General features: G+C 68.8%; 18 protein-coding genes. 14 read left to right on the plus strand and 4 right to left on the minus strand.

All coding sequences use genetic code 11. The annotated features are described in order from the left end of the window. The 3 genes from FXN61_RS35750 to FXN61_RS35760 form a co-directional block, all read right to left on the minus strand. The coding region (locus FXN61_RS35750) for a universal stress protein (RefSeq protein ID WP_167978363.1) at positions 1-279 on the minus strand (279 nt) is incomplete at its 3' end. An 83-nt stretch (positions 280-362) separates the two neighbouring features. Then, positions 363-1,109, minus strand: coding sequence for a type 1 glutamine amidotransferase domain-containing protein (locus tag FXN61_RS35755; RefSeq protein WP_312878252.1), 747 nt, complete (start codon positions 1,107-1,109; stop codon positions 363-365). Between the two features lie 48 nt (positions 1,110-1,157). Then, positions 1,158-1,994 carry an IclR family transcriptional regulator gene (locus tag FXN61_RS35760; RefSeq protein WP_223165739.1) on the minus strand — a complete coding sequence of 279 codons (837 nt, stop codon included), beginning with the start codon at positions 1,992-1,994 and terminating at the stop codon, positions 1,158-1,160. A gap of 115 nt (positions 1,995-2,109) precedes the next feature. Here FXN61_RS35760 and FXN61_RS35765 point away from each other — a divergent pair, with 115 nt between their 5' ends. From FXN61_RS35765 to FXN61_RS35825, 13 genes are all read left to right on the plus strand, one after another. Beyond that, positions 2,110-2,763 (plus strand): ABC transporter permease, encoded by a 654-nt coding sequence (locus FXN61_RS35765; RefSeq protein WP_312878249.1) that lies wholly within the window; start codon positions 2,110-2,112, stop codon positions 2,761-2,763. Continuing rightward, positions 2,756-3,721: an ABC transporter ATP-binding protein gene (locus FXN61_RS35770; RefSeq protein WP_167978366.1), complete on the plus strand. Its 966-nt coding sequence runs from the start codon at positions 2,756-2,758 to the stop codon at positions 3,719-3,721. The genes FXN61_RS35765 and FXN61_RS35770 overlap by 8 nt, the downstream gene beginning before the upstream one ends. Next, positions 3,718-4,431, plus strand: a complete 714-nt coding sequence (locus FXN61_RS35775) for an ABC transporter permease (protein WP_167978367.1) — start codon at positions 3,718-3,720, stop codon at positions 4,429-4,431. Before FXN61_RS35770 ends, FXN61_RS35775 begins: the two co-directional genes overlap by 4 nt. Positions 4,432-4,459: 28 nt before the next feature. Then, entirely contained in the window at positions 4,460-5,380 is a 921-nt protein-coding gene (locus FXN61_RS35780) for a glycine betaine ABC transporter substrate-binding protein (RefSeq protein ID WP_167978368.1), read from the plus strand. Then, positions 5,380-5,883 carry a formaldehyde-activating enzyme gene (gene fae, locus FXN61_RS35785; protein WP_167978369.1) on the plus strand — a complete coding sequence of 168 codons (504 nt, stop codon included), beginning with the start codon at positions 5,380-5,382 and terminating at the stop codon, positions 5,881-5,883. The genes FXN61_RS35780 and fae overlap by 1 nt, the downstream gene beginning before the upstream one ends. Beyond that, positions 5,880-6,788: an NAD(P)-dependent oxidoreductase gene (locus FXN61_RS55870; protein ID WP_312878250.1), complete on the plus strand. Its 909-nt coding sequence runs from the start codon at positions 5,880-5,882 to the stop codon at positions 6,786-6,788. The genes fae and FXN61_RS55870 overlap by 4 nt, the downstream gene beginning before the upstream one ends. Positions 6,789-6,799: 11 nt before the next feature. Continuing rightward, positions 6,800-8,212, plus strand: a complete 1,413-nt coding sequence (locus FXN61_RS35795; protein ID WP_167978370.1) for an NAD-dependent succinate-semialdehyde dehydrogenase — start codon at positions 6,800-6,802, stop codon at positions 8,210-8,212. Beyond that, positions 8,212-8,979 (plus strand): SDR family oxidoreductase, encoded by a 768-nt coding sequence (locus tag FXN61_RS35800; protein WP_167978371.1) that lies wholly within the window; start codon positions 8,212-8,214, stop codon positions 8,977-8,979. Before FXN61_RS35795 ends, FXN61_RS35800 begins: the two co-directional genes overlap by 1 nt. Before the next feature lie 21 nt (positions 8,980-9,000). Continuing rightward, positions 9,001-10,476: an FAD-binding oxidoreductase gene (locus FXN61_RS35805; RefSeq protein WP_167978372.1), complete on the plus strand. Its 1,476-nt coding sequence runs from the start codon at positions 9,001-9,003 to the stop codon at positions 10,474-10,476. Continuing rightward, complete coding sequence (locus FXN61_RS35810; protein ID WP_167978373.1) at positions 10,473-11,855, plus strand: FGGY-family carbohydrate kinase; 1,383 nt, start codon at positions 10,473-10,475, stop codon at positions 11,853-11,855. The genes FXN61_RS35805 and FXN61_RS35810 overlap by 4 nt, the downstream gene beginning before the upstream one ends. Positions 11,856-11,943: 88 nt before the next feature. Further along, a complete protein-coding gene (locus FXN61_RS35815; RefSeq protein WP_167978374.1) occupies positions 11,944-13,671 on the plus strand; it encodes a hypothetical protein in 1,728 nt (575 codons plus the stop codon). Continuing rightward, positions 13,622-14,161, plus strand: a complete 540-nt coding sequence (locus FXN61_RS35820) for a hypothetical protein (RefSeq protein ID WP_167978375.1) — start codon at positions 13,622-13,624, stop codon at positions 14,159-14,161. The genes FXN61_RS35815 and FXN61_RS35820 overlap by 50 nt, the downstream gene beginning before the upstream one ends. Positions 14,162-14,253: 92 nt before the next feature. Further along, complete coding sequence (locus tag FXN61_RS35825) at positions 14,254-14,736, plus strand: hypothetical protein (RefSeq protein ID WP_167978376.1); 483 nt, start codon at positions 14,254-14,256, stop codon at positions 14,734-14,736. Between the two features lie 92 nt (positions 14,737-14,828). On the opposite strand, the gene FXN61_RS35830 is transcribed toward FXN61_RS35825, so the two are convergent. Next, complete coding sequence (locus FXN61_RS35830) at positions 14,829-15,536, minus strand: AfsR/SARP family transcriptional regulator (RefSeq protein WP_167978377.1); 708 nt, start codon at positions 15,534-15,536, stop codon at positions 14,829-14,831. Between the two features lie 138 nt (positions 15,537-15,674). Here FXN61_RS35830 and FXN61_RS35835 point away from each other — a divergent pair. After that, a partial coding sequence (locus tag FXN61_RS35835) for a glycoside hydrolase family 3 protein (RefSeq protein WP_167978378.1) occupies positions 15,675-17,187 on the plus strand: 1,513 nt, incomplete at its 3' end.

Here is a 17,187-nt window from a genome sequence, read left to right on the forward strand (position 1 = left end):
CGCGAACCTCGTCGTGACGCTCGACGCCGGCGCGACCTCGCCGGCCACCGCGGCCGCGGCCCGCAACCATTGCTGGGCCTGCGTCTCGACCGCCTGAAGCAGCTCGTCACCGTCGGGCGCCATCCTGCCCAGGCCGCGGAACGGCCGCGGGACGGCGTGCACCAGCCGTAGCGGCACGTGCTGCCTGGCGCAGTCGTCGGCCGCCCACCTCACCGCGTTCAGCGCCGCGGACGAACCATCGACGCCCACCACAACAGGGGCTGCGGGTCCCTTGCCCATCGCGGTCACCACCGTTCAGTTGCCGCCCCTCCTCCCCCATGGTCCACCAGATGACCGGCACGGGCAGGGCGCAGCACGTGCGTTCAGCTCGGCTTGAGCAACTCGGCGAACGTCCTGGCGAACAGGTACGCGTCACCGGGCCACCTGGCCGACACGTAGTTGCCGTCGCGCACGACGAACGCGGGCGTGTCGTCGGTCGCCGTGCCGCGCCGGGACAGTTCGACCGGCCCGCGTTCGAACGCCGCTCCGCTCGCCACCACCTCGTCCTGGACGTAGGCCGGATAGGTGCGGTAATACCGGCCGCGCCGCCACGCCGTGAGGAAGTACGCCGTGCGTTCCATGTACTTCGGCAGGCACGTCGTGCGGCGCCCGGCGAGCAGGCTGCGGCCCGTGCCCTGATCCTGCGCCCGTGCGAGCACCAGCACGCCGTGGCAGATCGCGCCCACCGGCCGGTCCAGTGCCCAGAACTCGGCGACCTTCTCCCGCAGCACCGGGGAACCCAGGTACTGGCGCATGCCGGGTGCGTGCCCGCCGGGCAGCACGAGTCCGTCGAACAACGCGGGCTCGAGATCCGCCCACGCGATCGGCGCACGGTACTCCGCGGCCTCGGTGAGCTGCCGGTAGAACCGCGCGGGCTCCGGCTCGGCACCGAGCTGTCCGAAGAGGACACCGGTGAGCAGGAGCGGGTCCGCCTGGGGCGGCTGTCCGCCGTGCTCGGCCGTGAAGACCACCTCGTGGCCGGCATCGGTCAGCAGGCGCCACGCACGGCGACCTCGGTGACGTCGAAGTCGTGGTCGGGCAGGGGCATCAGGATTCGCACGGCTGGTGATTCTTCAGGACGGTCAAGCGGAACGCCGCGCCGGTCATGCCGTCACAGCTCAACTCTGGTGGCCGAGCGCGGCCGAGAGATCGCGCGCGGCACCGGCCACGATCCGGCCCAGCTTGTCGAGCTGGGCCCCGATCCGTTCCTTCGGCGCCGACACGTTCAACGCCGCCACGATCCGCGAGGTGAAGTCGTACACCGGCGCCGAAGCCGCCACGACACCCCGCTCCAGTTCCTCGTCCGAGGTCGCGTAGCCGCGCTCCCGCACCCGCCGAAGCTCAGCCACCAGCGAATCCACATCGGTGATGGAGTTCGGCCGCGGTGACGGCCGATCCAGCACCGCGAACACCGAGTCGGCCCGCTCTCCCGCCTCCAGCACCGCCTCGTCGTGGCCGTGCTCGGAGTACCAGACCGACAGCGACTCGCGATCCCAGTCGCTGATCAACGCACGCCCGGACGGCGTCCGCCACGCCGCGGTCGTCACGCCCTCCCATCCGGTGGTGTGAAAGCGGTTCGGGCTCAGCTCGCTCAGCAACGTCAGCACGTTGCCCCCGCGCAGCACACAAAGGTGCGCGGTCTCCCGGGTCACCTGCGCGAGGTGTTTCAGGTGTCCACGCGCGTTCCACGCCAACGCCCCTTCGGCGGTCCGCGCGGCCAACGCGTACAACCGCGACCCGAGCCGATAGCTCAGAGTCTCCGGATCGCGATCGACCAGCCCGCTCTCCCCCAGCGTCGCGAGCGTCCGCGACACGACGGTCTTGTCCCTGCCCACGAGGGCCGCGATCCGCACGACGCCCAGGCCGCCGGACTGCACGGCTTCCGGCCGGCCGAGCACCTCCAACACCTCGACGTCCCGAGCCAGGCCTGCGGAGTTGCGACGAGATCCCTGCATGGCAGGGCACTCTACGAGGAGTGTTGCCATATTGCCAACAGCTGTTGTGCATAAGAGCACAGCAAATCTACCGTTCCCGGCCATCGGCACCGTCGCCGAAAGGAGGGCGAAACCCGTGACCGGAACGCTCGACGAATTCCTTGCCCGCCGCTGGGAAGACCTCGTCACGCTGACGCTGCAACATCTCGCCGTGGTGGCTTTGAGCCTGGCGCTGGCCACCGTGCTCGGTGTCCTGATCGGCCTGCTGGTCTGGGATCGGAACGTGCCGCGCACGGCGGCACTCACCGCCGCCGGCATCGCGATCACCATTCCGTCGCTGGCGTTGCTGGCACTGCTCAGCCCGATCCTCGGGCTCGGGTGGGCGCCCACCGTGGTGTCACTGGTCTTCTACTCGCTGTTGCCGATCGTGCGGAACACCGTGGTCGGCCTGCGGGAGGTGCCGGCGCACGTCATCGAGTCGGCGCGCGGTATGGGCATGACCCCCGCGAAAACCTTGCTCAGCATCCAGCTTCCGCTCGCGTGGCCGGTGATCGTCACCGGCATCCGGGTGGCCGCACAGCTCACCGTCGGCATCGCGGCGATCGCGGCCTACGTCGCGGGTCCCGGTCTCGGCTTCTACATCTTCAAGGGCCTGTCGTCACTCGGTTCGGTCAACGCGCTCAACTTCGCGCTCACCGGCACGCTCTGCGTCGTGCTGCTGGCGCTGCTGATCGACGGCGCCTTCGTCCTGATCGCCCGCTACAGCACCTCGAGGGGTCTCCGTGTCTGAGCCTGGAGTCGGCATCGAGCTGAGCCACGTCACCAAGCGGTACACCGGCCAGCAGCAGGCGGCCGTCGAGGACTTCTCGCTGTCGGTCGACCCCGGCGAGCTGGTCATGTTCGTCGGGCCGTCCGGCTGCGGGAAGACCACGACGATGAAGATGATCAACCGGATCATCGAGCCGTCGTCCGGTTCGATCACGATCGACGGCACCGACGTGTTGTCGTTGGACCCCAACGAACTCCGCCGCCACATCGGGTACGTTATCCAGCAGATCGGCCTGTTCCCGCACATGACGATCGCGGAGAACATCGCCACCGTGCCCAAGCTCCTCGGCTGGTCCAGGGAGCGCACGAACGACCGCGTCGACGAGCTGCTGCGGACCGTCCAGCTCGATCCCGCGACGTTCGCCCACCGCTATCCGAAACAGCTCTCCGGCGGTCAGCAGCAACGCGTGGGTGTGGCCAGGGCGCTGGCCGCCGACCCGCCGGTGATGCTGATGGACGAGCCGTTCGGCGCCACCGACCCCATCACCCGGCAGAAGCTGCAGGCCGAGTTCCTCAAGTTGCAGGCCGACATCGGCAAGACGATCATCTTCGTCACCCACGACTTCGACGAGGCCGTCCGGCTCGGCGACCGGATCGCGGTGCTGAGCGAACGCAGCCAGATCGAGCAGTTCGACACGCCCGCGACCATCCTGGCCAACCCCGCCAACGACTACGTGTCGAGCTTCATCGGCCACGGCGCGGGGCTCATGCGCCTCGCGCTCATCCCGATCTCCGACGTCGAGCTCGACGCACCCGACGCGACCGCACCCGCCCTCGACGCGGACGCCTCGCTGCGGGACGCGCTCGACCTGCTGATGGTCACCGGCGCGGACCGCGTCAACATCTCCGGCGCGAGCGGATCGCTCACCCACGCCCGGATCTCGGCCGCGCTCACCAGGCAACCGGTGGACGCGCCATGACCACCCGGATCGCCACGCCGCTGGCAGTCATCGGCATCGTCGCCGTGATGTTCCTGTGGGTCAGCACGTTGACGCTCGACTCCATCGAACAACGAACCCTCAACACGAGCTATCTGCTGGACCGCACGCAGGAACACGTGATCCTCACCGTGATCTCGTCCGGGTTGGTCGCTCTCCTCGCGATCCCGGCGGGAATCGCCGCCTACCGAGTCCGTTCGAAGGCAGTGCGCGCGGGAGTCGTCGCGCTGGGCAACATCGGCCAGGCGACACCGGCGGTCGGTGTGGTGATCCTGCTGGCGATCGTGTGGCAGACCGGTTTCTACACCGCCCTGATCTCGCTGGTCGCGTACTGCTTCCTGCCCGTCCTGCGCAACACCCTGACCGGCCTCGAACAGGTCGACCACGCCACCCGCGAGGCCGCGCGGGGCATGGGCATGACCCCGCGCCAGGTCCTCTGGCGCATCGAGCTTCCGCTGGCCTCACCGATGATCCTGGCCGGGCTGCGGACCGCTCTCGTGTTCTCCGTCGGCGTCGCCACCATCGCGACGTTCATCAACGCCGGCGGGCTAGGCGACATGATCGTCAACGGCCTGAAGCTCCAGCGCTACCCCGTGATCGTCGTCGGCGCCGTGCTCGTCGCCGCGATCGCCGTCCTCATCGACTTGGCCGCAGGGCTCGTCGAGGACCTCGTCCGCCCTCGTGGCCTGTAACAAACACCTCCGCCGTAAGGAACCTCCCATGTACAAGCGCGCCTTCATCGGTGTTGTCGCACTGACACTGGCTGCCTGTTCCAGCTCCCCCAACGCGAGCACCACCGCGAAGAGCGGTGACCTCGCGGGCCTGTCCGGCCAGATCGGTTCGAAGGACTTCGCCGAGCAGTACATCCTCGCCCACCTCACCACCAAGCTGCTCAACGCGCACGGCGCGACGCTGGAGGCCAACACCAAGCTGGTCGGCTCGGCGAACGTGCGGCAGGCACTGGAGAGCAAGCAGTTCGTGGGCTACTGGGAGTACACCGGCACGTCGTGGATCACCTACAACAAGCAGACCCAGCCGCTGAAGACCGACAAGGAGCAGTTCGACGCGGTCAAGAAGGCCGACGCCGCGAAGAACATCGAGTGGGTCGCGCCCGCGCCGTTCAACAACACCTACACCTTCGCGATCCGCAACGAGAAGGCGAAGGAGCTGGGTGTCTCGAAGATGAGCGACCTCGCCAAGCTGCCGGCGAACGAGCGCACGTTCTGCATCGAGAGCGAGTTCTCCACCCGTGACGACGGCTGGCCCGGTGTCTCGAAGACCTACGGCTTCGACGCGCCGAAGGACAACGTGAAGCTGCTCGACACCGGCGTCATCTACACCGCCACCAAGGACGGCAAGGACTGCAACTTCGGCGAGGTGTTCGCCACGGACGGCCGCATCGCCGCACTCGGGCTGACCGTGCTGCAGGACGACAAAGCGTTCTTCCCGATCTACCAGGGCGGGTTCACGCTGCAGGCGGACGTGCTCAAGAGCCACCCGAAGATCGCGGACGTGCTGGCCCCGATGGCGGCGAAGCTGACCACCGAGGAGATGCAGAAGCTCAACGCCAAGGTCGACGTCGACGGTGACGAACCCGACGACGTCGCGCAGGAGTGGCTGACCGCGCAGGGGCTGATCTGATGCAGATCGGAGAGAGCTTCGTCGGCGAGGGCGTCAACGCCGCCCACATCAACACCGTGCTGGGCCATCGCGACGGGCCGGCGGGCACCGCGTGGTCAACCGCGCTGGCCACGCCGTCCGCTGGTCACGTGCCGTTCGTCGCGGTGTTGCGGCCCTCGCTGCCGGTCAAGCCGATGACGTTGTTCGTGACGAAGGCGGCCCCTGCCGACGACGACCACGGACTGCTGATCTGGGGGCCCGCGCAGGCCGGAGTCGCCGCCGGAGTCGCCGACGCGGTGGCGGACGGCAACATCCCGGAGCCGGACACCTCGACGCACGTGCTGATCGCCGCGGTCTGGGTCAACCCCGGTGCCGACGACGCGGATGCCGTGTACCGCAACAACCGTGAGGCCACCAGGACCGCGCTTGCCAACGCTGCCTTGGACCTGCCGGCGATCGACGCGGTGCTCGCCGCGAAGGACACCCCGAGCAACCCCTTCTACACGCCCGAGGAGAGAGCGTGACCGCATCGAATCAATCTGGCACCGTCGGTTTCATCGGACTCGGCAGCATGGGTGCGGGCATGACCCGCAACCTCCAGAAGGCCGGGTTCACGCTGGTGGTCAACGACATCCGTCGCGAACAAGCGGCCGAGCTGATCCACGGCGGCGCCAGATGGGCGGACACGCCGGCCGAGGTCGCCGCCGACAGCGACCTGGTGATCACCATGCTGCCCACGCCGAGGCACGTCTCCGAGGTCATGAACGGCAAGGCCGGTGTACTGGCCGGGATCGTCCCCAGCGGCACGTGGATCGACATGTCCACGTCGGTGCCGGATGTCGCCGACGAGGTCCGCAAGTCCAATCCAGGCCTGCACGTGCTGGACGCCCCGGTCAGCGGGATGTCCACCGGCGCGGCCAACGGCACGTTGCAGATCTTCATCGGCGGTGACGCGGACGACGTGACCAGGCTCGCGCCGGTGTTCGAGGCCATGGGTGATCGGGAACGCATCCTGCACGTCGGCGCGCACGGCGCGGGGTACACGGTGAAGCTGATGCTGAACCAGCTGTGGTTCTCGCACCTGGTCGCCACGGCTGAAGTGCTCGCGATCGGCGTCAAGGCGGGTGTGGACCTGGGTGTACTGCGGAACGCGCTCGTCAACAGCCCGGCGCGGAGCAACTTCGTCGAGCACGACGTGCTGTCCGTGCTGGACCACGGTGACTACGACGAGGGCTTCGCGATCGCGCTGGCGTGCAAGGACCTCGGCCTGTCGGTCGACCTCGCGGGTTCGGTCGGGGTGCCCGCCGAGCTGTCCGCACTGGTCGAGCAGATCTTCCGCCGCGCCCGTGCCGCGTACGGCGACAAGGCGGGCGAGATGACCCCGATGAAGCTCTACGAGCGCCTCATCGGGGTCGACCTGAGGCTGTGAGGGGACACGCCATGCTCACCAAGTTGTACATCGACGGCAAGTGGGTCGATTCGAGCGACGGCCGCACTTTCGAGGTGCTGGATCCGTCCACTGAGGAGGTTCTGGCGCAGGTCGCCGAAGCCACGTCTCAGGACGGCACGCGTGCGCTCGACGCCGCTGTCGCCGCCCAGACCGCGTGGGGCAGGACCGCCCCCCGTGCACGCGCCGAGATCCTGCGCAGGGCCTTCGAGCTGATCACCGGCCGGACCGAGGAGTTCGCGCAGCTCATCACCTCGGAGATGGGCAAGCCACTGGCCGAGTCGCGGGCCGAGGTGGCCTACGGCGCCGAGTTCCTCCGGTGGTTTTCGGAGGAAGCACCACGGATCTCCGGTCGCTTCACGACCGCGCCGGACGGCCGCAACCGGCTGGTGACGGTGAAGCGACCGGTCGGGCCCTGCCTGTTCGTGACGCCGTGGAACTTCCCGCTGGCGATGGCCACGCGCAAGATCGCCCCGGCGATCGCAGCCGGCTGCACGATGGTGCTCAAGCCGGCCGAGCTCACCCCGTTGACGGCGTTGTTGTTCGCCGAGGTGCTGACCGAGGCGGGGCTTCCCGCGGGTGTGCTGAACGTGATCACCACGACTGATCCGGGTGCGGTGACCGGCCCGCTGCTGACCGACCCGCGGCTGCGCAAGCTGTCGTTCACCGGATCGACGGCGGTGGGCAGGAAGCTCATCGCGCAGTCCGCCGACCAGGTGCTCCGGGTCTCGATGGAACTCGGCGGCAACGCGCCGTTCCTCGTCTTCGAGGACGCCGACGTCGACGCGGCCGCCGACGGGGCGGTGCTGGCCAAGCTGCGCAACGGCGGTGAAGCGTGCGTTGCGGCGAACAGGTTCCTGGTGCACGCCTCGGTCGCGGAGGAGTTCACGGCGAAGCTGGCCGCCCGGATGAAGGACTACCCGCTCGGCCCGTTGATCGACGCGAAGACCCGTTCGAAGGTCACCGAACTCGTCGACGACGCGGTGGGCGCCGGTGCTCGGATCGTGCTGGGCGGAAACGCGTTGGAGGGCAAGGGGTTCTTTTACACCGCGACCGTGCTCACCGACGTCGCTCCCGATGCGCGGCTGCTGAGCGAGGAGATCTTCGGACCGGTCGCGCCGATCGTCACCTTCGACACCGAGGAGGAGGCGGTCCGCCTCGCCAACGCCACCGAGTACGGCCTGGTCTGCTTCGCCTACACCCGTGACCTCAACCGGGGTCTGCGTCTGGCGGAAGCACTGGAGACCGGAATGCTCGGCCTCAACACGGGAATCGTGTCGAACCCCGCCGCGCCGTTCGGCGGCGTCAAACACTCCGGCATCGGCCGCGAAGGCGGTGCCGAGGGCATCGAGGAGTACCTCGAAACCACCTATGTCGCGATATCTGATCCGTTCGGGAGCATGTGATGGACTTCGGATTGGATCTCTTCTCCCTCAAGGGGAAGAACGCGATCGTCACCGGCGGCAACACCGGGCTGGGCCAGGCGTTCGCGCTGGGCCTGGCCGCGGCCGGCGCCGACGTCTTCGTCCCGAGCCTGGTGTCCGACGACGGCGAGACCCAGAAACTCGTCGAAGCGCAGGGCCAGCGGTTCGCGGAGATGACAGCGGACATCACGGCACCCGGCACGTGCGCGGAGGTCGTGGACGCCTGCGCCGGACAGCTCGGATCCGTTGACATCGTCGTCAACTCCGCCGGCATCAGCCTGCTCGATGACGTGGAGACGTTCGACAGGTCCAAGTGGGACCCGATGATCGCGATCAACCTCACAGCGGCCTTCGAGCTGGCGCACGAGGCGACCAGGTACATGATCCCCCAGCGGTCCGGGAAGATCATCAACATCGCGTCGCTGTTCTCGTTCCTCGGCGGCCGCCAGTCCCCCGCCTACGCCGCGAGCAAGCACGGCATCGCCGGGTTCACCAAGGCCTACTGCGACGAGCTGGCGCAGCACAACATCCAGGTCAACGCGCTGGCGCCGGGCTACTTCGCCACGAAGATCACCGAGGCCACGCGCTCGGACCCCGCCGCGAACCAGCGGGTGATCGACCACATCCCGGCCGGCCGGTGGGGCGACCCGAGCGACCTCATGGGCGCACTGGTGTTCCTGGCCTGCCGTGCTTCCGACTACGTCAACGGCCACACGCTGGTCGTCGACGGCGGCTATCTCGTCCGCTGACTCTTCTCCGAAAGCAGAGCCATGTTCCCCGCACCGCCACAGGCCGTTCCCTCCGCTTCCGACCTGAGCCGCGCCGAGATCGTCGCCGGGCTCGTCGACCTGCTCGGCACCACCAAGGTCGACACCGACGAGCACGAACTGCGGGACGCGAGCGTCGACAGGTTCCGCAAGTACACCTCCGTGCACGGCATCTTCACCGGCCCGATCCCGGCCGCGATCGTGTGCCCCGGCAGCACCGAGGAAGTCAGCAAGGTGCTCGCGTTCGCCAACGAGCACCGGATCAACGTCGTCCCGCGCACCGGCCGCACCGCCACCGAGGGCGGGCTGGAAACCCTGGTGGAAAACACCATCGTGCTCGACGGCTCCACAATGGACGACATCGTGAGCATCGACCCGGTCAACATGATGGTCACCGCGCAGTGCGGCGTCCCGTTGCAGCGCCTGGAAGACGCCCTCCGCGAACAGGGCCTCACCACAGGCCATTCGCCGCAGTCCAAGCCGCTCGCGCAGATGGGCGGACTCGTGGCGACCCGGTCGATCGGCCAGTTCTCCACGCTGTACGGCGGTATCGAGGACATGGTCGTGGGCCTGGAGGCGGTGTTCCCCGACGGCACGGTCAGCCGGATCAAGAACGTGCCCCGCCGCGCGGCCGGTCCTGACATCCGGCACGTCGTGATCGGCAACGAGGGCGCGCTGTGCGTGATCACCGAGGTCACCGTGAAGGTCTTCCGGTACCAGCCGGAGAACAACCGCTACTTCGGTTATCTTCTCGACGACCTCGAGGACGCGGTGGAGCGCCTGCGCACGTTGATCACCGACGGGTATCGCCCGTCGGTGTGCCGGGTCTACTCCCCCGAGGACGCCAACCAGCACTTCAGCCACTTCTCCCAGAACAAGAACGTGGTCGTGCTCATCGCGGAAGGGCCGGAGGGCATCGCACGGGCCACCGCGGAGGCGATCGAGAACACCTTCGACGGAGCCGACATCGTCGACCCGCGGCTCATCGCCGACTGGTTCGAGAACCTCAACTGGGGCCAGGACAAGATCGACGCGGAGAAGCTGGCCATGCTGGAGTCCCGGAACCTCGGCTACACCACCGAAGTCTCGGTCGACTGGTCGAACGTCACCGCGCTGTACGACGCGGTCATGCACCGGGTCAAGACGGAGTTCCCCCGTGCCGCCGACCTCACCCTGCTCGGCGCGCACTCCTCGCACAGCTACCAAACGGGCACGAACCTCTACTTCGTCTACGACTACGACATCAAGTGCCCGCCGGAGCGGGAGATCACCGAGTACCACATCCCGCTCAACGCGATCATCGTCGAGGAAGCACTGCGGCTGGGTGGTTCGATGGTGCACCATCACGGCATCGGCAAGTACCGCACGCCGTGGACCCGCGAGGAGCACGGCAGCGCGTACCACCTGCTCGAGGTGCTCAAGCGCGGGTTCGACCCGAACGGGATCATGAACGCCGGCACGATCTACCCCGTGTCATGAGCTACCTGATCGCGATCGACAACGGCTCGCAGAGCACGAAGGTCTCGATCGTCGACGAGGTCGGCAGGGTGCACGCCTCGGCCCAGCGCCCGCTGCGGCCGTACGTCCACCCGCTGCCCGGCCACGTCGTGCACCCGGACGATGATGTGTGGGACTCGATCGCGGAGGCCTGCACCGAGGCGATGCAACGGTTCACCGGTGCTCCTGGCGAGATCGCGGGCGTGGGACTGTGCACGATCCGGTTCTGCCGAGCGCTGTTGAACGAGAACGGCCTGCTCGCGGAGCCGATGCTGAGCTGGATGGACGACAGGCTCGCTCAGCCGCAACGGGCTGACGAGACGAACCGGTTCGTCTCGACTTCGTCGGGGTACGTGACGTTCCGGCTCACCGGCGAGCGCCGCGACACCGCCGGCAACTACGAGGGCATGTGGCCCATCGACCACGAGACATGGCGGTGGCCGGACGTGTCACCGTCCTATGTGGACACCGGAATGCGCCGCGAGCAGCTGTTCGATCTCGTGGACCCCGGTGCGTTGCTCGGGAACGTGACCGGCGAGGCCTCGGAGGTGACCGGACTGCCCGCCGGGCTCCCGGTGTACGCGACCTCGAACGACAAGGCCGTCGAGGCGCTGGGCAGCGGGCTCGGCGAGGAACTGCTGGTGTCGCTCGGCACCTACATCGCCGCGATGACCACGGGTGATCGCCACACCGTCGATCCCGCCGGCCGGTTCTGGTCGAACTTCGGTTCTGTGCCGCGGAAATACCTGTACGAGAGCAACGGAATCCGGCGCGGGATGTGGACGGTCAGCTGGTACCGCCAGCTGGTGGACTCCGATCTCGGCGAGCTGGAGTCCGGCGCCGCGACCGTGGAACCGGGCTGCGGCGGGCTGATGACCGTGCTCGACTGGCTGGCACCCGCGGACCACCCGTGCCGGCGCGGCGCGTTGCTCGGGTTCGACGGCACCCAGGGCCGCCACCACGTGTACCGCTCGATCCTGGAGGGCATCGCACTGACCATGCACCGGCACAGCACGTCGATGGCCGGTGCGCTGGGCCGGGAGTTCCCCGAGCTGATCATCTCCGGTGGCGGGTCCAGGTCCGACCTGATGATGCAGATCTTCGCCGACGTGTTCGCGCGTCCCGTGCGCCGCACCAGGATGAGCGACGCGGCCGGTCTGGGCGCGGCGATCTGCGCGGCGGTCGGGAGCGGCGTGCACTCCGACTGGGACACCGCGGTGAAGGCGATGGTCACGACCGCCGACGTCTTCACGCCCTCCCCCGCGGTCGAGGCGTACGCGTCGATCGCGCGGGACCACGCACGGATCACGGAGTACACAGATCCGTTGTTCGTATCTCTGAACCAGAAACTTCGTCCTTAGATGCGTGTCGACCGCGTACGTGGCGGTCTCCGGTCTCCGCTAGGTTCCTCCGGGTCCTGGCTGAGGAAGTGCATTCGAGGGTGAAGCGGTGCTGCCGGAGTCGGCGTTCGAACGGGCGAAGCGGGGAACCGGTCAGCTCTTCGCGGTGAACAAACCCGCGGGAGCCGAACGGACGCAGTACCTGATCCAGGCGGCGGAACTGGCGCGCACACACGGGTTCGCCGTCACCTGGGTCGGCTGCCGCGCGGACGCACCCGCGTTCTGGCCGTGGCACGCGATCCTCGCCGGGCTGGGCGGTGACGCGGCGGCGCTCGACGCCGATCCCGAGGTCTGCGCGCAGAAGGTCCTCGACGTGCTGTCGGCGGCACCGGCGTTGATCCTCGTCGACGACATCGACGTGGCGGGAGAAGAGGCGTTCCAACTCACCCAGGTGGTGGCCGGGAACGTCCACCACCTGCCAGTGGTCATCGTTGCCACCTCCACCGGGACCACCTCACTGGACGATACGGTCCGTCTCGTCGAGCGGGCTCACGCCGTGCTGGCGAAGGGCGGGATCACCGAGGCGCGTGACCTGCTCGACCAGGCGGCCAGGGACGGTGACCCGGAGGCGGCGCTCGGGCTGCCGGGCATGTGGGTCAACAAGTTCCGCGGCAGGGCCGACCGCGCTCTCGCGATCGCCAGGCTGCGCAATGCACTGGCCACCGGTCCCGCGGAGCCGCTGCGCACCAGGTTGAGCGTGCGGCTCGCGGCCGAACAAGCCTACGACCGGCGCGAGACGGAAAGCGTGCTGGAAGCGTTGGAGCGGGCCAGGAACACCGGTGACCAATTGACCTTGGCAGAGGCCTTGTCGTTGGCGCATCACGCGTTGTGGTCACCGGAGCACGCCGTCGCCCGGCTCGCGCTGACCGGCGAGCTGATCGCGGTGGCGTCGGCGGCGGGGCTGGACCTGTTGGCGCTCAGCGGTTTGTGCCGGCGCACGATGGACCTGTTCTGCCTGGGCGACCCGCATGCGGAACGGTCGCAGGTCGAGCTGGCCAGGCGGGCGGCCGGTCATCCGGCACTGCTCTTCTTCCACGCCGCGATGGACGTCATGCGGACGATCCGGGCAGGGCGGTTCGCCGAGGCCGAGCAGAAGTCCCTGGCCTGTCTGCGGATCGGGCTCGAAGCCGGAGACGTGGACGCGGAGACGTTCCACAGCACGCACCTGTTCGCGATCCGGTGGCTGCAGGGCCGCGGCGGTGAGCTGGTCGACCTGGCCGAGCAGGTCACGCACTCCCCCACGCTGCCGGACCTGGAGTTCAGCTTCGAAGCGGCCCACGCGTTGCTGGCACTTGAAGCAGGGCAACGAGACCGGGCGCGTTCGGCGTTGCACCGACTGACGATCAACGGGCTCACGGCGGTTTCCGTTGTCCAGCACCTGGATCACGTGCATGTTCTGCGTGGTGCACGTGGCCGCCGCCCTCGGCGAGGCGGAGATCGCCCGGGAGGCCCACGGGTTGCTCGAACCGTTCGCGGACCTGCCGGTCGTGCCGGCCACCGCGATCGTCTGCTTCGGCTCCACCGAACTGCTGCTCGGCATCGCCGCGACGACGTTCGGCGACAACGACCTCGCCACCGCACACCTGGAGCGCGCGGTCACCATCAACATCCGGCTGGGCAACCGGCCGATGACCGCCTACGCCCGCGCAACCCTCGCACAGACCGTGGGTGGCGAGCGGGGACGGGAGTTGTTCGACGTCGCCATCACCGACGCGACCGCGATCGGCATGACCGCACGAGCCGAGCTGTGGACACAGGCTCGCGACGGGGTGGCTGACCGGATCTCGATCCGCCGCGATGGTTGCTGGTGGGTCGTGTCCCACCGCGGCAAGGACATCCGTGTCGAAGACCTCGTGGGCATGCGGTACCTGGCGCGACTCGTGGCCAATCCCGGCACCGAGATCCCCGCGCTGGAGCTCGTCGGCGGGGAGAACAGCGGCAACCAGCCGGTGCTCGACCCCGTGGCCCGCGCCGCCTACCTCACCCGCATCCGCGACCTCCGCGCGCAGATCGACGAAAACCCCGTGGGCGCAGGAAAACTCGAGGCGGAGCTGGAGGCGTTGCTCAGCCACCTGGAACGCGAGACGGGGATGGGTGGCCGCGGCAGGAACTTCGCCGGGCCTGCCGAACGCGCCAGAACCGCTGTGCGCAAGGCGATCCGGCGCGCCATCGACACGATCGCGATGACCGAACGGTCCACAGCGGACGCGTTGCGCGACGCCGTGACCACCGGCTACCGCTGTTCGTACCAGCCAAGTCGATCTTGACCACCGGACGGCAGCCGGTTCGCCACCGCGGGTCCGTAGAAATTTGTGCACGGGGGGCGCCGGTGGGGCGCCCGGCACGCACAAGGAGAACAATGGACAAGCAGGGAGTGCTGCAGCGCTTCACGCGCTTCGGCGTGATGGGGCTCGCGGCCCTCGGCATCATGACCGTCACGGCCGGTGCGGCCCAGGCGAAGACGACGTGCTCGAACAACGACAGACACGTCATCTGCTTCACGATCAACAAGGTCGGCAGCGACCTCTACGACGTGAGCGTCGGCATCGACGTCCGCATGTCCCGCGCTGACGCGGACGCCATCATCGCCCAGGCCGGCGACCCCGTCGACGCGTGGGCCATGGGCGCGGACTGGTTCGACAACGCCGAGTTCAGGGTCCCGCTCGCCTGGGTCAACTCGAACGACAACGGCCTGAGCGCTCAGTTCAGCATCCGCGTGCCGTACAACGCGCTCGACGAGGACCCGGACGGCGGAGACGAGCTGTACGCCCGCGTGCGCCTGTTCGACCAGCGCACGTCGACCAAGACGTTCAAGTCGAGGGAACTGCACAGCCCGTTCTAGAGTCCAACAGACTCACGGCTCGCTCCCCCCAAGAGTTGTGCCGTGACCAGCACCGCGGCTCGCACCCCCAAAGCGAGCCGCGGTGCTCTGGTCTATCCCGCCAGCACGGCGGCTTCCCTGCGGCGCAACGCGTCGCCGGGTTCCATGCCGAACTCCTCCACGAGCAGCGCCCGCACCCGCCGGTACGTCCGCAGCGCGTCACCCGGCCTGCCCGCCCGGTACTGGGCCTCCATCAGCAGGTCCCACAACGACTCCCGCAACGGATACAGCGCGACCAGCCGTTCCAGCTGCCCGATCGCCTCGGCGTACCGGCCGTCCAGGCACAGCGCCGCCGCGTGGTTCTCCTCCGCGAACGCCAGCGCCTCCCGCAGCCGCACGATCTCCGCGCTCGCCCAGCCCTCGACCGGGCAGTCCGCGAGCGGATCACCGCGGTGCATCCGCAATGCCTCCGCATACCTGCCACACCGCAGGTGCTCGTCGAACTCCTCGACGTCGACGACGACCTGCGTGACGTCGAGCAGGTAACCGGGTTCGCGCGTCACCACCACGCCGTCCGCCCCTGCCAGCTCGAGCGCCCTGCGGACCTTGGCGACGTGTCCCTGCAGCGTCTTCGTCCCCGTCGGCGGCACGTCCTCACCCCACAGGCCGTCGACCAGCGCCGATCTCGACACCAGCCGGCCGGTTCTCAGCGCCAGCAACGCGAACACCGCCCGCCGCCGCGCCCCCGTGAAGCGCACAGGGCCCTCCGGTCCGCGCACTTCCAGCGGCCCGAGCAGCCGCACCTCGACCTTCATGTTCATTCCCCTCCCCTTGGACACAAGAAGAGGCGTGCCGCCGGTGTGCCATGCCATGGCACAGATCACGGCCACATCACCGAACGGTCACGGCACGGTCTACCGACCGACCACTCGGTCGGTGGATCTGGTGTGCTCGACGGCATGGACATCGAGAAGCGGATCGCGAGCCTGGACCTGTCCCGGAAAGTGCGGCTGCTGACGGGTTCCGCGCTCTTCGCCCTGTGGCCGGAGCCGGCGATCGGACTGACGCCGCTGAAGCTGTCCGACGGCCCGACCGGTGTCCGCGGCGCCGAGCTCAGGGGCGGTGTGATCGCCTGCGTGCTGCCCAACGCCACGCTGCTCGCCCAGCACTGGGACACGGCGCTGGCCGGCGAGGTCGGCGAGGTGCTCGCGGACGAGGCTGCCGCGCAGCAGGTCCACGTCGTGCTCGGCCCGACGATCAACCTGCACCGCACGCCGCTCGGCGGCCGGTTGTTCGAGGCCTACAGCGAGGACCCGCTGCTCACCGGCGAGCTCGCCGCCGCCTACGTGCGGGGCTTGCAGGACAAGGGCATCGCTGCGACGCCGAAGCACTACGTGGCCAACGAGTCCGAGACCGAGCGGCACACGGCGAGCTCGGTGCTGGACGCGAAGACGTTGCGCGAGGTGTACCTGCTGCCGTTCGAGATCGTCGTCGAGGACTCCTCGCCGTGGGCGATCATGGCGGCCTACAACAAGGTCAACGGCATCCCCGCCACCGAGCACACCGAGCTGGTCGAGGGCGTGCTGAAGGGCGAGTGGGGGTTCGACGGCCTGGTCATGTCCGACTGGTTCGCCACCTCATCAACCGCGGAGAGCGCGAACGGCGGCCTCGACCTGGTCATGCCCGGTCCTGGCGGCCCGTGGGAGGACAAGCTCGTCGCGGCCGTCGAGGCGGGCGAGGTCGACGAGTCGACGATCGACGACCACCTGCGGCGCCTGCTGCTCCTGGCGTCGAGGACCGGGGCGCTCGGCGGCGAACGCTCGTGGCCGCAAGGCCTTCCCGCGCCGGACAGCACGATCAGGCGTGAGCAGCTGCGGAGGTTCGCCGCGGGCGGCATGACCGTGCTGACGAACTCCGGTGTGCTGCCGCTCAACGCCTCCCGTGTCGCGCTGATCGGCCGGCACGCGATCGACACCGTCGCGCAGGGCGGTGGGTCGGCCGGACTGCGGCCGCCGCACGTCGTCAGCATCGCCGACGGTCTCACCACGTTGCTGGGCGACAGCGTGTCCGTTGTGGACGGCGTGGAGGTACGGCTGCGGCACACCGCTCCCGGTGCCGGGGTGCTGAAGGACATCCGTGCCACGACGTTCGACGCGTCCGGCGAGGTGCTGGCGTCGCGTGAGCTGGAGATCGCCGAGCTCGCGGCGTACGGCGGGTGGGCGCAGGGTGCCGCGTCGATCGAGGTGTCCGGCGAGGTCGTGCTGTCCGAGCCGGCGCGGATGCTGGTCGGTGTGCGCGGGTTCGGGGACTGGACGCTGGAGGTCGGCGGTGAGCAACACGCCACGCGCCTGGCCTGGGCGGACGGCGTGATCGAGGAGGCGCTGCTGAAGCCGCCGGCCTGGACGACGGAGGTCCTGGTCTCGCCCGGCGGCCGGATCACGGCTCGCGTGCGTGAGGCCGCCGCGCTGGTCG

The sequence above is a fragment of the Lentzea indica genome (assembly GCF_012184385.1).
In the GTDB taxonomy this organism is placed as follows: Bacteria; Actinomycetota; Actinomycetes; order Mycobacteriales; family Pseudonocardiaceae; genus Lentzea; species Lentzea indica.

What these genes read in the sequence shown, in the direction of transcription:
- FXN61_RS35760 (WP_223165739.1), bottom strand. Translation starts at nt 1,994, where the DNA reads ATGCAGGGATCTCGTCGCAACTCCGCAGGCCTGGCTCGGGACGTCGAG.
- FXN61_RS35775 (WP_167978367.1), top strand. Translation starts at nt 3,718, where the DNA reads ATGACCACCCGGATCGCCACGCCGCTGGCAGTCATCGGCATCGTCGCC.
- FXN61_RS35780 (WP_167978368.1), top strand. Translation starts at nt 4,460, where the DNA reads ATGTACAAGCGCGCCTTCATCGGTGTTGTCGCACTGACACTGGCTGCC.
- fae (WP_167978369.1), top strand. Translation starts at nt 5,380, where the DNA reads ATGCAGATCGGAGAGAGCTTCGTCGGCGAGGGCGTCAACGCCGCCCAC.
- FXN61_RS35795 (WP_167978370.1), top strand. Translation starts at nt 6,800, where the DNA reads ATGCTCACCAAGTTGTACATCGACGGCAAGTGGGTCGATTCGAGCGAC.
- FXN61_RS35800 (WP_167978371.1), top strand. Translation starts at nt 8,212, where the DNA reads ATGGACTTCGGATTGGATCTCTTCTCCCTCAAGGGGAAGAACGCGATC.
- FXN61_RS35805 (WP_167978372.1), top strand. Translation starts at nt 9,001, where the DNA reads ATGTTCCCCGCACCGCCACAGGCCGTTCCCTCCGCTTCCGACCTGAGC.
- FXN61_RS35810 (WP_167978373.1), top strand. Translation starts at nt 10,473, where the DNA reads ATGAGCTACCTGATCGCGATCGACAACGGCTCGCAGAGCACGAAGGTC.
- FXN61_RS35820 (WP_167978375.1), top strand. Translation starts at nt 13,622, where the DNA reads ATGACCGCACGAGCCGAGCTGTGGACACAGGCTCGCGACGGGGTGGCT.
- FXN61_RS35825 (WP_167978376.1), top strand. Translation starts at nt 14,254, where the DNA reads ATGGACAAGCAGGGAGTGCTGCAGCGCTTCACGCGCTTCGGCGTGATG.
- FXN61_RS35830 (WP_167978377.1), bottom strand. Translation starts at nt 15,536, where the DNA reads ATGAACATGAAGGTCGAGGTGCGGCTGCTCGGGCCGCTGGAAGTGCGC.